Below are 19,756 nucleotides of genomic sequence, written 5' to 3'. Positions count from 1 at the left end.
CCTTTTTTCTGTGCCAGCGTGACGCTGGCACCCGTATGACAGACTCAGGAAATTATCATGCAACAGTTACAGAGCGTTATTGAATCTGCCTTTGAGCGCCGCGCCGACATCACGCCAGCCAGCGTGGACAGCGCCACTCGTGAAGCCATCAACCAGGTCATCGGTCTGCTGGACAGCGGTGAACTGCGCGTGTCTGAAAAGATCAACGGTGAGTGGGTAACGCATCAGTGGCTGAAGAAAGCAGTGCTGCTGTCGTTCCGCATCAACGACAACCAGGTAATGGAAGGCGCAGAAACCCGTTTCTACGACAAAGTACCGATGAAATTCGCTAACTGGGACGAAGCACGCTTCAAAAAAGAAGGCTTCCGCGTTGTTCCTCCGGCAGCAGTACGTCAGGGTGCATTTATTGCGCGCAACACCGTGCTGATGCCGTCTTACGTTAACATCGGCGCTTACGTTGATGAAGGTTCAATGGTCGATACCTGGGCAACCGTCGGTTCCTGTGCGCAGATCGGTAAAAACGTTCACCTGTCCGGCGGCGTCGGCATCGGTGGCGTACTGGAGCCGCTGCAGGCTAACCCGACCATCATCGAAGACAACTGCTTTATCGGCGCACGTTCAGAAATCGTTGAAGGCGTGATCGTTGAAGAAGGTTCCGTGATCTCCATGGGCGTCTACATCGGCCAGAGCACCAAAATTTATGACCGTGAAACCGGCGAAGTTCATTATGGCCGTGTACCGGCTGGCTCCGTGGTGGTTTCAGGTAACCTGCCATCGAAAGACGGCAGCTACAGCCTGTACTGCGCCGTTATCGTGAAGAAAGTTGATGCGAAAACCCGTGGCAAAGTGGGCATTAACGAGCTGCTGCGTACCATCGACTAAGGCAAATTTGCCTTAAATAAACTTATCCGACGGGCCTGTATTCAGGCCCGTAATTTTTTCTTTACACATCCCACCTGACAACCTGTTTCTCACCGCGAATTAACAAGTGCGTTTGTTTTTCAAACAGGTCATAATCCGCGCCAGTTAACTCAGGCCGCGCAATGTTCATCCCGGTTTTTTATGTCTACAGTTGTTTAAGCTGGTTGCTGCGTTTCAGCTGCATCCTGAATGATGATGGTCCTGCGCGCTCTCCCACTTTTGATGGAATATAAAGCTATGTACGACAACCTGAAAAGCTTAGGTATCAGCAACCCTGACGACATTGACCGTTACAGCCTGCGTCAGGAAGCCAATAACGACATCCTGAAAATCTACTTCCGCAAAGACAAAGGTGAATTCTTCGCCAAAAGCGTGAAGTTCAAATACCCGCGTCAACGCAAAACCGTTGTGGCCGACCACAGCAGCCAGGGATACAAAGAAGTTCAGGAAATCAGCCCTAACCTGCGTTATGTGATTGATGAGCTGGATCAGATTTGCCAGCGCGATCAGGTTGAAGTCGATCTGAAACGCAAAATCCTTGATGACCTGCGCCATCTGGAAAACGTGGTGTCGAACAAGATTGCCGAGATCGAATCTGACCTCGATAAACTGACCCGCAGCGGTCGTTAATACTTTCTTCCCGCTCTGCTCAGGCCAGCTAATGCTGGCCTTTTTTCTGCGCATAAGGCAGTGAAAACAGCCAGGTATCCCGCTGTGCCTGTTGCACCGCGCCACCCGAAGCCGTCCAGTCTGCCTGAGCAATGCGCTGCCGCCAGCGTGATTGCTGCAAACTGTTATCCGCCAGTGACAGTAAAGGAATCAGCCGCACGCTGACACGATCGCGATTTTTCCACGGCCATACTTTGGTCGGATCGCTGTAAGGGGCCATGGTTGCCAGCGCGGCAAGCAACGATCCGCCCTGCGGATTCTGGTAATGCCAGAGATCACCGAAGCCGCTTCGTTGTGCCAGCCAGGCAAGGTTGCTGAGTGCCTGCAGATTAAAATAGCTGTAATGAAAGGATCGCGTGCGCGCCAGTTCCGCCGGTTGCGTACCATCAGCCCGAATTTGTTGGTCGATCTTACCGCGCGCCAGCGCCACCATCGCCTGCACCGTCGCGCGATCGCCAAGATACCAGGCGATACCCGCCACCTGCGTACAGTACCAGCTGCCATGGTTGTTAGCCGCCTCAGCCTCCTGTTGCGCCAGCGGACTCTGTTGTAGCCAGTGCAGATAGGCATGAAACCACTGCTGCACACCCTGCTCATCCGCACGTTTCCAGCCCGGCGCTCCGCGCAACAACGTCAGCGCATCCACCACCCGGGTGGCGAAATAACGCCCATCCAGCACTCCGGTATGACGCCCCTGCGCCACACCCGGCACCCCCTGGGCAAAATTGAGGTTAGGATTCATGCGGCTGGCGGGTTCAATGAACCAATGCCGCGCCATCGACTGCGCTTTATCGGCATAACGCTGCTCACCCGAGAAGTACCAGGCGAGGGTCAATACCTGCAAATCGGCGGTAAAACGCGCCAGCCGGACACCATCGCTTTGATCGTTTTTGCTGGCAGGATTGACCACCCCATCGCGTCGCTGCCACGGCAGACCTGTCGGGTGCGTGTCGTCTGGCCACCAATAGGCGCTCAGACTGAGATAATCATGCTTTGAACCGCTCGGTGGCAGCAGCCCTTTATCGGTGACGCTTGGGTCCGGATGTTTCAGCGCCTGTTGCGCTTCCCGCTGCAATTGCTGCCAGGCGGCAAGGGTTGGCGCTGCGGCAGTTTGCTGCACCAGTTGTTGCCTGACCTGTTGTAAATCGGTCAGGGAGAGAAAGGCCAGCTCAGTCGCCAGACCAAAACCACTGTACAGCCACAATAGCGATGTCAGTACCGCAGCCAGTTTCATCAGGTCTGCTCATCCAGTTGCAGTGCCACATACAGCAGCAGGCGATCGTCAAAGTTGCCCAAATCCAGCCCGGTCAGTTCCGAGATACGGTTCAAACGGTATTCCAGCGTGTTGCGGTGGATAAACAACGCGCGTGCCGTGGCGCTCGGCTGCACATTATGTGTGAACCAGGCGATCAGTGTCCGGCGCAGCAGACCGTTGTTATCCATATTTTTTAATTTCGCCAGCGGCCGGGCCAGCTCATTCGCCTGCCAGCCACCACGTAAACTGTCGAGCAGCACCGGCAGCACCAAATCCTGATAAAAATAGCTACGCTGCTCCGGCATACGCTGCTTGCCCACCATCATGGTAGTGCGGGCAGTACGATAGGATCGCGCGATGCTGCCAGGCCCGGTGAAGTAGTTGCCCAGCGCAATACGCATGCGCAGATGGCCACTCTCTTTCATCCGATGCAACAGTTGTTCGACCCGGCGACGATGATCGTCCTGATCGTAACGGCCATGCGTATTCAGCGCAGGCTTTAACACCACCATTTCAGTCAGTGAAACGATAGCGATCAGGTTATCGCGCTCAGGTGTGGTCAACAGCGTTTGCAGTTGCTGCAATTCCGACATGGCGCTATCCACGCCCAGCTGGCCACTATCCACCTCCACCACCGCCACAACGCGTGGCTGATTAAGGTCAATACCCAGTCGCTGTGCCCATTCACTCAACGCCGGTGACAGGCTTTCGCTCCGCACCAGATTAAGCACCAGCTCTTCACGCAGACGGCTATCCTGCGCCAGCATATGCAGCAAACGTGCCTGTTCCAGCATCATTTCAGCCGTCATGCAAACCAGCTCGCCGTAATGACGCAGTGCGACCGGCTGCCCGGTCAGGCCGATTACGCCGACGATTTCGCCATCAATACGTAACGGCAGATTAATACCAGGGCGGACGCCATGCAGATGTCGGGCGACTGCCTCATCAATGTCCACCACCCTGCCCTGCGACAGTACCAGCAGCGCACCTTCGTGCAATTCGCCAATACGTTCGCGATCTCCACTGCCAATAATGCGGCCACGGGCATCCATCACGTTGACATTGCTGTCAATAATTTTCATGGTGCGGGCAACAATGTCCTGTGCCAGGCGCGCATCGAGATGATAGGTGGCCATCAATCACTCCGGAAAAAAGACGAGAAGACAGAATACGCGCCCATCAGACAGCTGACATTGTGCAAATGCACATAGCCGCAGGGATAATGCGGGAATTGCGGGGGAGGTCACATCTGTAACCACAAAAAAAGGCGGACCGAAGTCCGCCTTGAGTTAACGCTACAGAGATTACTGCATCAGGAGGTACAGGCTGCTGTCGCCGCGCTGTACATTCAACGCCAGAACCGACGGTTTGGTGTCGAGGATCTTGCGTAATTCGCCCAGATTCGCCACGCTCTGCTGGTTCACGCCGAGGATCACATCGCCTTTTTTCAGGCCGATGCGCGCCGCCGCACTCCCCGCTTTCACGCTATCGACACGCACGCCTTTCTGGCCGTTGCTGTCAACATTGCTCAGGTCAGCACCTTCAATACCGGTGTAGATCGTGGCTGACTGCACTTTATCCTGGGTGCTCTGCTGCAACTCGACGGTGACACTCACCGGTTTGCCGTCACGCAGCAGACCCAGTTGCAGTTTGGTGCCGACCGGCAGAGAACCGACTTCCGCACGCAGTGCTGAGAAGCTGGTCAGCGGTTTACCGTTCATGGAAACAACGACGTCACCCGCTTTGATACCGGCTTTCGCCGCCGCTGAATTTGGCAGTACCTGGCTGACGAAGGCCCCGCGCTGCGCATCGACTTTCATCGCTTTTGCCAGCTCGGAGTTCAGCTCGGTACCCATAATACCCAGCTCGCCGCGTTTCACCTGGCCGTATTCCACCATCTGCGCACTGAGGTTTTTCACCATGTTACTCGGGATAGCAAAACCGATACCGATGTTGCCGCCGTCCGGTGCCAGAATCGCGGTATTGATACCGATCAGCTCACCGTTAAGGTTCACCAGTGCACCACCCGAGTTACCCCGGTTGATCGCGGCATCCGTCTGGATGAAGTTTTCATAGTTTTCGACATTCAGGCCACTACGACCCAGCGCCGAAACAATGCCCGAGGTGACGGTTTCGCCGAGGCCATACGGGTTACCGATGGCGACGGTGTAATCACCTACGCGCAGGTTGTCAGAATCGGCAATCTTAATCGCCGTCAGGTTTTTCGCGTCTTGCAGCTGAATCAACGCAATATCCGACTGCGGATCCTTACCGATCACCTTCGCGTCGTAGCGACGGCCATCGCTCAGTTGCACCTGGATTTTCGTCGCGTTTTCAACCACATGGTTGTTGGTGACCACGTAGCCTTTATCCGCATTGATCACCACGCCAGAGCCAAGCGCACGGAATTTCTCCTGCTGCGTGTCGCTACCGCCGCCACCGTTATCGCCGCCACCGCCCTGACACATCGGTGAACTCTGGAACGGCGAACCGTCCTGGCAGAACGGCGAGTTATCACCAAAGAACTGCTGGAATTGCTGCGGCATACGCGGGGTCTTCACCGTCGTACTCCCTTCCACGCTGATACTCACCACGGAAGGCATCACTTTTTCCAGCATTGGTGCAAGGCTTGGCAGCTGTTGACTGGAGGAGGAAGCTGTCTCCGCCGCGAAAACACTGACAGGGCTGAACGCCATGCCCAGACTAAGTGCCAGCGCACTTAACGTTAATGTGCTTTTTTTCATTCATCTGTGTCTCATATAAGATTTACGTCCGGACCATTGCTGTGGTCGTGATGATGAGATTAAATTGTAAACGCGAAGTTCCTGATAAAGTTTTGGGTAAAAGTAAAAAATTATTCCTCTTCTTTACAAAACTTCGCTTATTCCACCGCCATCAAACGACGGTACTCATCCCAGGCATAAAGATCGGTCATACCACTGATATAGTCCTGAATAAGACGTGAACGATAATAGCGTTCCCACAGCAGGCGCTCATATTTATGTTCGACGATCAAGGCACGCATTGATTGCTGATACGCTTTGCGATGTTTGCCAGAAAGTTTATGAAACAGACGCGTTTCAATTGGGTGTCTGGCTAAGAAATCATCATTCATCAGCGTGGTGAACTGTTCATAATCCAGCTGCATTAATGACTGATAAATTTCCAATAACCCTTTAATCACACGATAGCCTTGTAATTCCAGCTGCTCGACTTCCGGATGATTAAACACCTGCTGGCGAGCAACCGTCTTAAATAACATCAGCAGACGCCCCTCTTCACCATCATCTTCCAGCAAGGCGTGGTTAAAATTACCTGTAAAAATAGCCGGTAAGTTATCGATAAAGCGCCGTACCGCATGGCTGACTAACACGTTTTGTACGTTGACGCGCAACGACATAAAAAACTGATCACCTTTAGTACGCCATTTTTTCTGACAGGCATCTTTCCAGGCCTCACCGATAGTACGACTGAACGCATCCCCCGGTTTCACCACACCCCAGGCTTTCGACAAATAATCATATAAGGTATCGACATTGAAGATGTCTTTCTCTACTGCGTCATCAAGATCGGCGATGCAATAAGAGATATCATCGGCAGCTTCCATTATCCAGGTCAGCGGATAACGATGATGTTCTTTTATATCGGTCGCCACGCGAAGATTAGCGACATATTCCCGCTCTGATAAATAAAAACCCGGTTTTTTCATTAATACGCTGAACTCAGCCGGTTTATCTCCCTGCCACCAGGCGGGGGCGGTATATTTCAAAATACAGGCCACCTGAGCATAACTGAGGTTCAGTTGCAGCAAGGTATGGACCATGCGAATCGCCTGCGCATTGCCCTCGAAGTGGCACAAATCCTGACGAATCATTGCATTCAGCTGGTCAAAAGCGACCCGTTGCTCATCATCTTCGACACCCGCCACCAGCGGATCAACCAGTTCAGCAGGCAAATTGTCATCGAACCAGTCATTGATCGCCGCCTCACCGAAGTGACCAAAAGGCGGATTTCCCACATCGTGCAGCAGGCAAGCCATCTCGATCAGGCTTTCAAATGCGCCTTCCAGTTCATCCAGGCCGTATTTAGCCAGCCCGCCACCCTGCGTTTTCAGGGTTTGCAGGATCTCTTTAGCGATATAGCGCCCGGTTTGCTGCACTTCCAGCGAATGGGTCAGACGCGAGCGCACTGCCGCATTGCGCTCCAGCGGAAAGACCTGGGTTTTTTGTTGCAGACGGCGGATCGCGGCGGAATTAATAATGCGTCCGCGATCGCTCTCAAAATGACGGGTAATAAAGTATTCCCCTTCGGGATCTTTGCGGCTGGTATAGGGTCGGGTGAAGCTGATCTTCTTCCTGAAATTGATCGTCGCCATAATTACCCCTTATTTTTTCGTGAATTCTTCCTCTGACAGCCATGTTAGACTATGCCTCACTTTTGCCGTTTACATCCACAACATTAGCGAGACTCTTTTATGAAAGCAGGCATTATTGGCGCGATGGAGCAGGAAGTTACCCTGCTGCGTGACAAAATTGAAAACCGTCAGACGCTGACGCTGGCCGGGTGCGAAATTTACACTGGCACGCTGAATGGTGTTGAGGTTGCCCTGCTGAAATCGGGCATTGGTAAAACCGCAGCGGCTCTCGGCACCACGCTGCTGCTGCAACTCTGCAAGCCAGATGTGGTGATCAACACCGGATCAGCCGGTGGTCTGGCCCCGACTCTGAAAGTCGGCGATATCGTGGTTTCTGACGAAGTGCGTTATCACGATGCCGACGTGACCGCTTTTGGTTACGAGCCAGGTCAGATGGCCGGTTGCCCGGCGGCTTTCGTGGCCGACGAAACACTGATCGCTGCGGCTGAGCAGGTGATCAAACAGCTGGATCTCAACGCAGTACGTGGCCTGGTGGTCAGTGGCGACGCCTTTATTAATGGTGCCGCACCGCTGGCACGCATTCGCAGCACCTTCCCGCAGGCGATTGCCGTCGAAATGGAAGCCACCGCGATCGGTCACGTATGCCACCAATTCAAGGTGCCTTTCGTGGTGGTTCGCGCCATCTCTGATGTCGCCGATCAGGAATCGCATCTCAGCTTTGATGAATTCATCAGCGTTGCCGCGAAGCAATCTTCCCTGATGGTGGAAAACCTGCTGGCGCAGCTGGCGCGTGGCTAAATCGTTCTGGCTGGCCGGGCTGCTGCTGTTTTGCAGCAGCCTGCTGGCTGCCCCGCCGCGTGTTATTACCCTTGCCCCACATCTAACGGAACTGGCATTCGCTGCCGGTATTACCCCGGTGGCGGTGAGCGCCTGGTCGGATTACCCGGCCAGTGCCAAATCGCTGGAGCAGGTGGCGAACTGGCAGGGCATCCGCATTGAACGGATTGTGCAGCTTAAACCGGACGTGGTACTGGCGTGGCGTGGTGGTAACCCGCAGCGGCAAATTGATCAACTGCAACGCTTAGGCATTAAGGTGGAGTGGATCGATCCACAAACCCTTGATCAGATGATTGATGCACTGGCGGCACTGCAACGCTGGAGTCCACATCCGCAGCAGGCGCGCGATGCTGCTCAGGCACTGCGCAGCCAGGAAGCGCAGTTGCGTCAGCAGTATCAGGCGCAGAAGCCTGTGCGGGTGTTTTTGCAGTTTGGTCAGCAGCCGTTGTTCACCGCCGCGCGCAACACATTGCAAAATGAAGTGATCGAATTGTGCGGAGGCCGTAATATCTTTGCCGATAGCACGGTGAGCTGGCCGCAGGTCAGCCGCGAACAGGTCCTGGCGCGCCATCCCCAGGCGATTGTGATGGGCGGTACGGCCGCACAGGCCAGTGCTATCGGGCAGTTCTGGCAACCGCAGTTATCGGTGCCAGTGATTGCGCTTAATGATGACTGGCTAAGCAGGCCGGGTCCACGTCTGCTGCTGGCGGCGCAACAGCTGTGCACAGCACTGCATGCGGCGAAAATCAGTACCAAAAACGATTAAAGAATCAGCAAGGATTGTCGTTAATCAGGTAACAAAGCACAGCGGCCATGTATGCTCTGTGCCCTTTTTGCGCTAAGCGCAATTTTAAAAACACCAGGAAATCAATATGACCAGAGCTCTGCTGCTGGCCATAGGGCTTGTGATCGCTGTACCCATCGGTGCAGCGACCACCACCGGCTCTATCGTCGCTACGCTGACTATTTTCTCCCGCTGTGATATTTCACGCCCCGGCATTCAATCGCTGCCTGCGGTGGATTGTGGTCGTCATTTCAGCGCCCAGCCACGTATCACGCAAAGCACAATGCCGCGCGATGCGATGCGCCACGAAACGTCACGATTAGTTACGATAGAGTGGTAACAGGCCGCCAGAACGGCGGCCTGATAAATCAGATACTGAAGGAAGAACCGCAACCGCAGGTGGTTTTGGCATTCGGGTTGGTCACGATAAAGCGTGAACCTTCCAGCCCTTCGGTGTAGTCAACCGAACCCCCCACCAGATATTGCAGGCTCATCGGATCCACCACCAGCGCCACGCCTTGTTTCTCGATGGTCATGTCGCCGTCATTCATTTGATCGTCAAAAGTGAAACCGTACTGGAAGCCGCTACAGCCGCCGCCGGTGATGTAAACACGCAATTTCAGATCCGGGTTTTCTTCATCCGCGATCAGATTTTTCACTTTTTTGGCTGCTGCATCGGTGAATTGCAAAGGCAGTGCTGCTACATCGTCACTCATGTTTTACTCCGGGTAAACGTCCAGGTCAGAAAACGACCTCAATCACGCTATTATCTGCCAGCCGCTGAGTGCAATCAAGTCTTGCCCTTCGCACTGCGTGCCGCCTGTTATGCTTTAAAGTATAGCCACATGGCGGCTTTAGCGCCCGGGTGCCTTTCACCTGACCGCTATCTTCCCGTAGAATGGCGCGAGTTTTTCTAAGACACAGCCGGAGCCGAAGAATGAGTAAGTCAGAAAACCTGTATGCCGAAGCACAGCGCCTGATCCCTGGCGGTGTGAACTCCCCGGTACGTGCGTTTACCGGTGTGGGCGGCGTGCCGCTGTTCATTGAACGCGCTGATGGCGCTTACCTGTATGATGCCGACGGCAAAGCCTATATCGACTATGTCGGATCATGGGGTCCGATGGTGCTCGGTCACAACAACGCCACCATCCGTAACGCGGTGATTGAAGCGGCCTCGCGTGGCCTGAGCTTTGGTGCGCCGACCGAGATGGAAGTCAAAATGGCGCAGCTGGTTTGCGAGCTGGTGCCGAGCATGGATATGGTGCGCATGGTCAACTCCGGCACCGAAGCCACCATGAGCGCGATTCGTCTGGCGCGTGGTTTCACCCATCGCGACAAGATCATCAAGTTTGAAGGCTGCTACCACGGCCATGCCGACTGCCTGCTGGTGAAAGCCGGTTCCGGCGCACTGACCCTCGGCCAGCCGAACTCTCCAGGCGTTCCAGCTGATTTCGCCAAACATACCCTGACCTGTACTTACAACGATTTGTCCACCGTGCGCAGCGCGTTCGAGCAGTATCCTGAGGATATCGCCTGCATCATCGTTGAGCCGGTAGCGGGTAACATGAACTGCATTCCACCGCAGCCGGATTTCCTGCCAGGCCTGCGTGCGTTGTGCGATGAGTTTGGCGCGCTGCTGATTATTGACGAAGTGATGACCGGTTTCCGTGTCGCTCTCGGCGGTGCTCAGGCGTATTACGATGTCACCCCGGATCTGACCTGCCTCGGTAAAATCATCGGCGGCGGTATGCCGGTGGGTGCCTTTGGTGGCCGTCGTGATGTGATGGCAGCACTGGCACCGACGGGGCCGGTGTACCAGGCGGGAACCCTGTCCGGCAACCCAATTGCTATGGCTGCCGGTTTTGCCTGCCTGTCGCAGATTGCACAGCCAGGCACCCATGAAACCCTGACCGAGCTGACCACCCAGTTGTCCGAGGGTCTGCTGGCAGCGGCCAAAGCGGAAAACATCCCGCTGGTGATTAACCATGTGGGCGGCATGTTTGGCCTGTTCTTTACCGCAGCCGACAGCGTGACCTGCTATCAGGACGTCACGCAGTGCGATGTGGAGCGCTTCAAACGTTTCTTCCACCTGATGCTGGAAGAAGGCGTCTACCTGGCGCCTTCCGCGTTCGAAGCAGGCTTTATGTCGCTGGCGCACAGCCAGGAAGATATTCAGCGCACCATTGATGCCGCACGCCGCTGCTTCGCGCAGCTGTAATCAAACAGGGCACCGTTCGGTGCCCTGTTTTTATCGCGCCCGTCGCAGTAGCCAGATAAAATACGGCGCACCAAAGAAGGTCGCCATCAACCCGGCCGGGATTTGATCCGGAAACGCCAGCATACGCCCGCACCAGTCAGCAAACACCATCAACCCCGCCCCCAGCAGACCTGCCATTAACACCTGCGGTAAGGCACGGCGGAAGCCCAGCATGCGCACGATATGGGGGGCCATCAAACCGACAAAACTTAACGGCCCGATAGTTAAGGTCGCGGTTGCCGTCAGCGCCGCAGCCAGCAATAGCAACGCCAGACGCGATGACGTCAGCGCCATCCCCGCCGAACGCGCTGTGGCGCTACCCAGTGGCAGCAATGTCAGCCAGCGACTCGCCAGCGGTGCCAGTGCCACCAGCACCACGCCACACACCGCGCTTTGCAGCGCCTGCTGCATAGTCATGTTGTAGGTGGACCCCGAGATCCAGCTCAGCAGGCCTCCCATACGCGGATCGCCGCTCGCCATTAGCAACATCAGCAAAGTGACAAAGGCGCTGTTCAGGGCCATCCCCGCCAGCAACATGCGTTCCGGCGAAAAGCCGCCGCGGCTGGCCACCAGCATAATGGTCAGCAAGGTGACCGCCGCGCCCAGCGCACCGGCCGGCAGCAACCAGGCAACCGCATTGCCCGGCACAAAAAACATCATTACGACTACGCCACAGGCGGCACCGGAACTGATCCCCAGCACTTCCGGGCTGGCCATCGGATTGCCGGTTAAACGCTGAATCAGCGCCCCGGCAACCCCGAGCATCAGCCCGACCACCATTGCGGCCAGCACACGCGGCGCGCGCCACGGCAGCAGCTGATGCAGCATATCTCCGCTCACCCAGGCCCAGCCGTATGCATCGCGGCCAAAGGTCACGCCGACCACTGCCAGCAACGCCAGTATCAGCAGACCAGACAGGCACCAGCGCGCCACCGTCTGACGTTCAGCCGGAACCTTGTCACCCTGATTAAGCGGCGGAGGTACCGAGCCGGTGCGCAGACGCGGCAGCAGCCACAACAGAATCGGCACGCCAATCAGCGCGGTTGCCGTGCCAGTGGACACTTCACGCCAGTGCGTTGTCAGCCACAACACGCATTGATCCGCCAGCCACAGCAGCAGAGCACCAATCAACGGAGCCAGCAGCATCCGGCTCAGCAGACGGCGACCACCCAGCATCTTCGCCAGCAGTGGCGCAAACAAGCCAATAAAACCGATAATACCCGCCACGTTGACCAGCTGAGCGCTAAGCAGAATCGCCAGCGCCAGAGTAACCACCCGCGCCAGCGACAGCGCCAATCCGAGATTTTTGGCAACCCCATCATCCAGCCCCATCAGGGTGAGCGGACGCAGCAACGCCAGCGCCAGCACAAAGGCCAGCAGCAGACGCGGCCATAACAACGCCACGTTGCGCCCATCCAGCTGGTTCAGCGCACCGGTACTCCACAGAAACATGTTCTGCAATTGGTCGTGATTGAAGATGGCAAAGATCTGGTTGACCGCACCGGCATACAGGCTGAGCACCAGCCCGGCAAGAATCAGCGTCACCGGCGACAGGCGTTTGCCCCAGGCCACGCCAAACACCAGAATCCCCACCACCACCGCCCCGCCCATCGCAGCAAATTGCTGCGTCAGCGCACCGCCAGGCAGTTGCCACAGGGTAGCGACCGTAATGCCAAGCTGGGCACCGGAAGAGACGCCTAAAGTTGTGGGCTCCGCCAGCGGGTTACGCAGCACCTGCTGAAACAACAAACCCGCCAGTCCCAGACCGGCTCCCACCAGCAGCGCCAGCGCGAGGCGCGACAGTAAGCTGTGATGGAATACCACCTGCTGGATATTGTTGACGTCTGGCGCGACAAACGCCTGCGCCCACTCGGTCATCGGCAGCGCCTGGCGCAGGTTAACGAGGGTTAACCCCAGCGCCAGCAGAAACAAGGCACTTAAGAGCGCGACAGGGAAGAGACGATTGCGCATCAGTGCGACTCCAGCGCGTGTTCCAGCACGCGGACAAATTTCAGTGCCGACCAGGTGGCACCGTAATACCAGACGGCAGGCACACGCTGAAAATGTCCGGCACGCACAAACGGCAACGCCTGCCAGAGCGCCGTTGCCATCATGTCCTGCATCTGCCATTCATTATCGTGATCAAAGCAAATCACCGGCACATCCCCCACGGCAGCCAATCGCTCAATGCCAATCACCGCGCTGCCCCAGAAGTTGGTTTCACCCTGCCAGGCGCTTTGCAGTCCCAGCTGTTCCATCACCTCCAGAAACAGGCTGCCTTTACCAAAGGCAATGGCGTGGCGGCTATCGAGGATCGACATCAGCAGGATAGGTCGCCCTGCCCAGGGTTTGAGGCGTTCACGCGCCGCCGCCAGCACGCCATCAACGTACTGCAAATGCTGCACCGCCTGTGCTTCACGGCCAATACGCGCCCCGAGCAGATGCAATGATTTGCGTGCGGTGCTGAGCGGTTTACCATCGCCGCTGTTCAGATCAAAGCCCATGGTGGGAGCGATGCGTGCCAGGTTAGCCGCTGAAGGACCGTAGCCGTTGGAGTGCAGGATCAAAGAAGGATTGAGCTGAGTCATCAGCTCCAGATTGGGTTCAGTGCGCAGGCCGAGATCAATTGTCCCGGCTGGCAGTGCCGGTTCCCCCACCCATACCCGGTAGTTGGATATATCCGCGACACCCAGCGGAGCTACGCCCAATGCCATCAGCAGTTCGGTGGGCAACCACTCCAGCGCCAGGATGCGCTGGGTATCCGGCAACGCCGCCTGTAGCGGCGTCATTTTCATTAATGGCGATAACGCCAGCGCCGCCAGCAGCCGACGGCGAGAAATATCCAGCATCACCAGCCTCAGTAAACGAAACTGACGGGCGCACCGCCCTGCGGATGAGGCAGAATGCCCATCGGAATACCGTAAATGCTGCCCAGCACATCAGCCTGCATGATCACTTCTGGCCCACCTTCGGCAATCATTTCGCCGCCACGTAATGCCACCAGTTGGTCGCAATAGCGCGCCGCCATATTGATATCATGCAACACCGCGATCACCGTCAAACCACGCTCCTGGCTGAGCCGCTGAATCAGCGCCAGCACTTCCACCTGATGGGCGATATCCAGCGCCGAGGTCGGTTCATCCAGCAGCAGGCAGCGGCTGTTTTGTGCCACCAGCATCGCCAGCCAGGCACGCTGACGTTCCCCCCCTGACAGGCTATCCACCAGACGCCCGGCAAAGGGTTTCAGTCCTACCAACGCAATGGCTTCCTCCACGCGGTCGCGATCCTCCTGACCATAACGCCCCAGCGCCCCATGCCACGGATAACGCCCAATCGCCACCAGCTCGCGCACCGTCATCCCTTCTGCCGCCGGTAACTGCTGCGGTAAATAGGCTACCTGGCGGGCAAAATCCTTGCTGCCCCATTGATCCACCGCTTCACCGTTCAGCAACACGCGGCCTTCACTCGCAGCCTGATGGCGTCCGAGCATTTTCAGCAATGTCGATTTGCCGGAGCCGTTATGGCCGATCAACGCCGTGACTTTGCCCGGCGTAAAGGTGAGGGAAAGCGGATGGAGCAGCGTGCGCCCAGGCACGCGAAAACTGACGTTATCCAGCGTAAAGGTTGTTTCCTGGTGGTGCGGATGCTGCATGATAATCCCTGGCGTTATGGGCGCATTCCGCGCCCTTTTCTATCAGAAACGGAAGGTTGCAGTACCAACAATCTGGCGATCGGTGCCCCAGTAGCAGGCATATTCGCGGTAGCAGGTGGCGACATACTCGCGATCAAACAGGTTGTTAACGTTGATACCCAGCGATGAACCCGGCAGGCCGAAACGTGCAAGGTCATATTTCACTGCCGCATCAACCACGGTATAGCCCTTCACATCGAAGTTTTGGTTTACATTGTCGCCGGTGCTGTACAGCCCTTTGCTGGCACCGGTATAACGCACACCGGCACCCAGCGTCAGGCCCGAAAGTGCGGTTTCGTGGAAGGTGTAATCACTCCACAACGATGCTGTTTGCTTCGGCACCTGTACCGGCGTTTTACCCTGCAACTGCGTATCGTGGGTGTACTCCGCGTCGGTGTAGCTGTAGCCCGCCGTCAGGTTGATATTGGCGCTCAGCGCCGCTTTCGCTTCCAGCTCCACACCGCGTGAGCGAATCTCACCGCTCTGCACGCTGAACAGCACGTTGTTCGGGTCGGCAGTCAGGTTTTTGGTTTTGGTCAGCTGATACACCGCCGCCGTCAGCACAATCGGACGATCTTTCGGTACGTATTTCACACCCGCTTCATACTGTTTCGCGCGGGAAGGATCGAACGGCTGGCCGCCTGAAGTCGTGCCTGGCGTCGGAATAAAGGATTCGCTATAGCTGAAATACGGCGCGATACCGTTATCAAACACGTAGTTGAGACCACCACGCCAGGTAAACGCCTGATCATGGTTTTTCTCTTCAGTGTTGCCATTGCGATTCAGCGCTGAAGTCATCGCATAATCGTAACGACCACCCAGCGTCAGCACCCAGCGGTTCCACTCCATCTGATCCTGAGTGTAGAGGCCGGTCTGCTCCTGACGATTCAGGTATTGATACAGGAAAGGTGCGCCGGTGGTGTTGTTACCGTATTGCGGACTCACCGCGCTGATCGGATCGGCGCTGGCGAAAGCCGCATCGATATCATTGCGCGTGCGCTGGTAATCCACACCCATCAGCAGCGTATGATCCACCGCGCCGGTAGCGAATTTAGCCTGCGCCTGGGTATCCACCGCGAACTGGTTCAGCTTCTCATTCGAAATGGCCGAACCACGGGTGATTTCCTGGGTTGCAGCATCGTAACCGTTGCCGTAAATGCTGCGATAATCGGTGCGCAGATCGGCATAGCGCAGATTCTGACGCACCGTCCAGGTGTCGTTGAAGCTGTGCTCAAAGCTGTAGCCCACCATTTTGGTGTTGCGCGAAATCTTGTTGCTCGGTTCGCCTTCATCAAAGTTGGTCGGCAGTTTGTACTGGCTGCCATCGGGACGAATAATCGGTACCACAGTGCCTTCACGCGGCAGCCAGCCGTAGTAGCCGGTTTCGGGTTCGTTCTGGAAGTAGGTCAGCAGATCGAAACGGGTGTTGGCATCAGGACGCCAGCTAAAGGAAGGCGCGATGGTGTAGCGCTTTTCTTTGTTCATCTCCTGCTGCGCGTCCTGGCTGCGCGCCAGTCCGGTCAGGCGATAGCTGTAAACGCCGCTGTCATCCAGCGCGCCACCGAAATCAAAACCGGTGGAGAAGCGGTTATCCGTCCCCATCTGGAACTGCACTTCGCGCAAGGTTTCCTGGGTCGGGCGCTTACTCACCAGCGACACCACGCCACCTGGGTTGCTTTTACCGTACAGCACCGAAGCCGGGCCACGCAGCAATTCGGCGCGCTCAAGGAAGTAAGGATCGATGGCAAATTCGGAGTAGTTATCGCCCTGCAACTTCAGGCCATCAAGATATTGGTTGGTGTTGGTTTCGCTGAAGCCACGAATAGAGAAAGCATCGATGACATCCGAGCTGCCGCGGTTATCGCTGATACCCGGGGTATAGCTGAAGGCCCGTTTGACCGACTGGACATTGTGCATCGCCATCTCTTCCTGGGTGACGACAGAAATCGACTGCGGCGTCTTCTCGATCGGCGTATCGGTTTTGGTGGCCGTGGCGCTGCGTTTTGCGGCAATAGTCGGTGCCGGTCCCCAGGCACTTTCCTGTGGAGCGGCAGAACCCCCATCGGCGGTGACCACTACGGTATCTTCAGCCAGCGCTTGCGCGCTCAGGGAACCCAGGATTAAGGAAATCAGTAAAGCGAGCGGACGTTTGGTAGACGTTCCGCGCGGAGAGGAAACAGTTCGCGCATTCATATCAGGATCTCTCGAAAAAAAGTCGGTGCAGGCGAATGTAAACGAGAATGATTATTAGAAAGGTTGGATTTTAGGCGAAAGGCCGCAAGATCCGCAAGATATAAAGCCTGATGGCGGTGCGTTTGCCGCAAGTTCGTTCATTTTTGTTACGAAAAAACGGCCATAAAAAAAGGGTGCCGCAGCACCCTTTTTAAATTTCAGCAACTTAGTTATTGCCGAACATTTCTTTGATCCAGCCAGCAACGCCATTACTGTCTTTTTGTTCTTCCTGCTGCTGCTGCTGCAACTGTTGCTGCTGCTGAACTTGCTGCTGCTGTTGCTGACACAGGGAGTTCGGATCGAGCGTCCACACCGGCAAAGTGCGCCAGGTGCTGCTGCCAGAACCGCAGACAAAGTTACCGGCCGAATCAATATTCATCTGGCTGATATCTTCCGGTGGCGTCAGGACCAGCGGCATCGGTGCCTGGTTATCGAGGTAGCGGCGATAAAGCTGCATCGCACCACTGGCACCGTACAGTTTGGTGGTCTGGTTGTTATCGCGACCCACCCAGGTGATTGCCACTTCTTTGCCATCGATACCGGCAAACCAGCTATCGACCAGGTCATTGGTGGTACCGGTTTTGCCCGCCAGATGCGCATTCGGGAAACGCGCCCCCAGCGCACGCGCCGTACCGTGATCCGCCACCTGCTGCATGCTGTACAGCGTCAGATACGCGGCCTGCGGCGGTTCCACACGCTGGGCCTGCGGGAAGCTTTGATACAACACGGTACCGTCTTCCGCAATCACCGAACGTACCGCCGACAGCTCAGCACGGTTGCCGCCACTGGCGATGGACTGGAACGCCTGTGCCACTTCCACCGGCGTCAGGTTAAGCGCACCCAGCAACATCGCCGGAACCGGATTCAGCTGGTCTTTCGGCACGCCAAGTTTAGCCCAGGTATCCACCACCGAATTCAGCCCCAGCGTCATACCGAGGTTAACCGTCGGCACGTTCATCGAGTTGGTCAGCGCATCCACCAGCATCACTTTGCCGCTGAAGCGACGATCGTCATTGAGCGGTTTCCAGACGGTGCCGTTCGGCTGTTTCAGCGCGATAGGTTCATCGGCGATCCAGCTGTTGAGACGATAGCTGTTCGGCTGGCTCAGCGCGGTCAGATAGGTGGCCGGTTTTGCCAGTGAACCGATGGAACGACGCGCCTGCAACGCACGGTTATAACCGGCGAACTGCGGATCAGAGCCACCGACCATGGCGCGGACTTCACCACTGAAGCGGTCCACCACCACCATCGCGGTTTCCAGATCTTTCAGGCCGCGTTGTTTCTTCAGCGTCGGAATACCTTCTTCCACCGCTTTCTCCGCAGCATCCTGGGAAATCGGGTCCAGCGTAGTGAAGATCTTCACGCCGGAGAGATCTTTCATTTTATCGCCGAGTTTGGCCTGCAACTCATTACGTACCATCTGCATAAAGGCAGGCTGTGGTGTAATCACCCCGCCCTTCGGCTGCACGCCCAGCGGACGCGCCGACAGCATGTTGTACAGCTCCTCGTCGATAATCTTTTGCTGCTGCAACAGACGCAACACCAGGTTACGACGTTCCAGTGCCAGCTGCGGATTACGCCACGGGTTATACAGCGAAGCGCCTTTCACCATCCCCACCAGCATCGCCTGCTGATCGAGACTCAGCTCATCCACCGGACGACCGAAGTAGTACAGACTCGCCAGCGGGAAACCGCGGATCTGATCGTTACCGGCCTGGCCGAGGTACACCTCGTTGAGGTACAGCTCCAGAATGCGATCTTTGCTGTAGCGCGCATCCATGATTATCGCCATATAGGCTTCACGCGCTTTACGCCACAACGAACGCTCGTTGGTAAGGAACAGGTTTTTCACCAGCTGCTGCGTCAGGGTACTGCCGCCCTGCACCGCTTTACCGGCGGTGATGTTGGCGAGAAACGCACGACCGATCGAGTACGGGCTGATGCCATCGTGCTCGTAGAAGTGGCGGTCTTCGGTGGCGATCAGCGTATCAACCAGCAGATCCGGGAATCCGGCGCGCGGCACAAACAGGCGCTGTTCACCGTTTGGAGACTGCAACATGGTGATCAGTCGCGGATCGAGACGGAAGAAACCAAAATCACGCCCGGTATCGAGATTTTTAATCTCGCTCAGTTCGTTGTTGCTGAAACTCATACGGGCACGGATCTGCCCCTCTTTGCTGTCCGGGAAATCAAACGGACGGCGCAGCAGGTCGATAGTGTTACCCTTCACGCTAAACTCGCCAGGGCGGGTAATGCGCGAGACTTCGCGGTACTGCGTGCCTTCCAGCAGCGCAATCATCTCTTTTTTGTCGTAAGGCATTCCCGGTTCGAGGCTGACCATGCGGCCATAAACGGCAGCGGGCAATTGCCACACTTTACCGTCGATACGGCTGCGGATTTCTGAGTCGAGATAGACGCCCCAGATGACCATCACCACCACAAACACCAGGAATAGTTTGATGAACCAGCCTAACCAGCGGCGTTTCGCGCGCGGCGGGCGTTTTCCTTTACCTTTACGTGGCACTGGCTCACTCTCCTCGTCATCATCCTGCTCTGTATCATCATCAAGTTCCCTGCGGCGACCCCGGCGCGCGGTGCTGCGCGGTGGTTTGGGCTGTTTTCCTTTGCGCCCAATCGGTTCGCGATCGTTCCCAGACATGCTTTTATTCTCCAGGCATAGCTACGGCTGCGCCGTTACTCTAACTGCTTTCTCGTGCTGCGCATGGCAGAACCCT

16 protein-coding genes are annotated in these 19,756 nt (G+C 56.4%); 6 read left to right on the top strand and 10 right to left on the bottom strand.

All coding sequences use genetic code 11. The features are described 5' to 3' along the window. Positions 1 to 57: 57 nt before the first annotated feature. Together dapD and AC6I8X_RS04080 are read left to right on the top strand one after the other, a co-directional pair. The gene (dapD, locus tag AC6I8X_RS04085; protein ID WP_084872838.1) at positions 58 to 882 is read left to right on the top strand and encodes a 2,3,4,5-tetrahydropyridine-2,6-dicarboxylate N-succinyltransferase; all 825 of its coding nucleotides are present in this window, start codon (positions 58 to 60) and stop codon (positions 880 to 882) included. A 276-nt stretch (positions 883 to 1,158) separates the two neighbouring features. After that, positions 1,159 to 1,551, top strand: coding sequence for a DUF3461 family protein (locus AC6I8X_RS04080; protein ID WP_084872836.1), 393 nt, complete (start codon positions 1,159 to 1,161; stop codon positions 1,549 to 1,551). A gap of 28 nt (positions 1,552 to 1,579) precedes the next feature. Here the strand turns inward: AC6I8X_RS04080 and AC6I8X_RS04075 are convergent, their stop codons facing one another. From AC6I8X_RS04075 to dgt, 4 genes are all read right to left on the bottom strand, one after another. Then, positions 1,580 to 2,824, bottom strand: a complete 1,245-nt coding sequence (locus AC6I8X_RS04075) for an alginate lyase family protein (protein ID WP_497840615.1) — start codon at positions 2,822 to 2,824, stop codon at positions 1,580 to 1,582. After that, on the bottom strand, positions 2,824 to 3,981 hold the full coding sequence (locus tag AC6I8X_RS04070; RefSeq protein ID WP_208714053.1) for a CdaR family transcriptional regulator: 1,158 nt from the start codon (positions 3,979 to 3,981) through the stop codon (positions 2,824 to 2,826). Before AC6I8X_RS04070 ends, AC6I8X_RS04075 begins: the two co-directional genes overlap by 1 nt. Positions 3,982 to 4,149: 168 nt before the next feature. Next, complete coding sequence (degP, locus tag AC6I8X_RS04065) at positions 4,150 to 5,589, bottom strand: serine endoprotease DegP (RefSeq protein WP_313689592.1); 1,440 nt, start codon at positions 5,587 to 5,589, stop codon at positions 4,150 to 4,152. 137 nt (positions 5,590 to 5,726) lie between these two features. Further along, entirely contained in the window at positions 5,727 to 7,220 is a 1,494-nt protein-coding gene (dgt, locus tag AC6I8X_RS04060) for a dGTPase (protein ID WP_416413104.1), read from the bottom strand. A gap of 99 nt (positions 7,221 to 7,319) precedes the next feature. Between dgt and mtnN the strand changes: the two genes are divergently transcribed. The 3 genes from mtnN to AC6I8X_RS04045 all read left to right on the top strand — a co-directional run bounded on the left by mtnN (position 7,320) and on the right by AC6I8X_RS04045 (position 9,181). After that, positions 7,320 to 8,018: a 5'-methylthioadenosine/S-adenosylhomocysteine nucleosidase gene (mtnN, locus tag AC6I8X_RS04055; protein ID WP_497840614.1), complete on the top strand. Its 699-nt coding sequence runs from the start codon at positions 7,320 to 7,322 to the stop codon at positions 8,016 to 8,018. Beyond that, a complete protein-coding gene (gene btuF, locus AC6I8X_RS04050) occupies positions 8,011 to 8,823 on the top strand; it encodes a vitamin B12 ABC transporter substrate-binding protein BtuF (protein WP_299457337.1) in 813 nt (270 codons plus the stop codon). The genes mtnN and btuF overlap by 8 nt, the downstream gene beginning before the upstream one ends. 106 nt (positions 8,824 to 8,929) lie before the next feature. Beyond that, entirely contained in the window at positions 8,930 to 9,181 is a 252-nt protein-coding gene (locus tag AC6I8X_RS04045) for a hypothetical protein (protein WP_299457340.1), read from the top strand. 28 nt (positions 9,182 to 9,209) lie between these two features. Here the strand turns inward: AC6I8X_RS04045 and erpA are convergent, their stop codons facing one another. Then, complete coding sequence (gene erpA / locus AC6I8X_RS04040) at positions 9,210 to 9,557, bottom strand: iron-sulfur cluster insertion protein ErpA (RefSeq protein ID WP_084872819.1); 348 nt, start codon at positions 9,555 to 9,557, stop codon at positions 9,210 to 9,212. 221 nt (positions 9,558 to 9,778) lie between these two features. Between erpA and hemL the strand changes: the two genes are divergently transcribed. After that, a complete protein-coding gene (hemL, locus tag AC6I8X_RS04035; protein WP_208714047.1) occupies positions 9,779 to 11,059 on the top strand; it encodes a glutamate-1-semialdehyde 2,1-aminomutase in 1,281 nt (426 codons plus the stop codon). Between the two features lie 30 nt (positions 11,060 to 11,089). On the opposite strand, the gene fhuB is transcribed toward hemL, so the two are convergent. The 5 genes from fhuB to mrcB form a co-directional block, all read right to left on the bottom strand. Then, on the bottom strand, positions 11,090 to 13,069 hold the full coding sequence (fhuB, locus tag AC6I8X_RS04030; protein WP_497840613.1) for a Fe(3+)-hydroxamate ABC transporter permease FhuB: 1,980 nt from the start codon (positions 13,067 to 13,069) through the stop codon (positions 11,090 to 11,092). Next, positions 13,069 to 13,947, bottom strand: coding sequence for a Fe(3+)-hydroxamate ABC transporter substrate-binding protein FhuD (fhuD, locus tag AC6I8X_RS04025; RefSeq protein WP_497840612.1), 879 nt, complete (start codon positions 13,945 to 13,947; stop codon positions 13,069 to 13,071). The genes fhuB and fhuD overlap by 1 nt, the downstream gene beginning before the upstream one ends. Before the next feature lie 8 nt (positions 13,948 to 13,955). Then, a complete protein-coding gene (fhuC, locus tag AC6I8X_RS04020) occupies positions 13,956 to 14,750 on the bottom strand; it encodes a Fe3+-hydroxamate ABC transporter ATP-binding protein FhuC (RefSeq protein ID WP_299457347.1) in 795 nt (264 codons plus the stop codon). A gap of 42 nt (positions 14,751 to 14,792) precedes the next feature. After that, on the bottom strand, positions 14,793 to 16,982 hold the full coding sequence (gene fhuA, locus AC6I8X_RS04015) for a ferrichrome porin FhuA (RefSeq protein ID WP_313686371.1): 2,190 nt from the start codon (positions 16,980 to 16,982) through the stop codon (positions 14,793 to 14,795). 205 nt (positions 16,983 to 17,187) lie between these two features. After that, entirely contained in the window at positions 17,188 to 19,680 is a 2,493-nt protein-coding gene (gene mrcB, locus AC6I8X_RS04010) for a bifunctional glycosyl transferase/transpeptidase (RefSeq protein WP_299457351.1), read from the bottom strand. Positions 19,681 to 19,756 lie beyond the last annotated feature (76 nt).

The sequence above is a fragment of the Pantoea sp. X-Soil-TKNS-1280 genome, from assembly GCF_059730475.1.
Note: the sequence above shows the minus strand (reverse complement) of the source record. Positions and strands in the feature narration are given on the sequence as shown.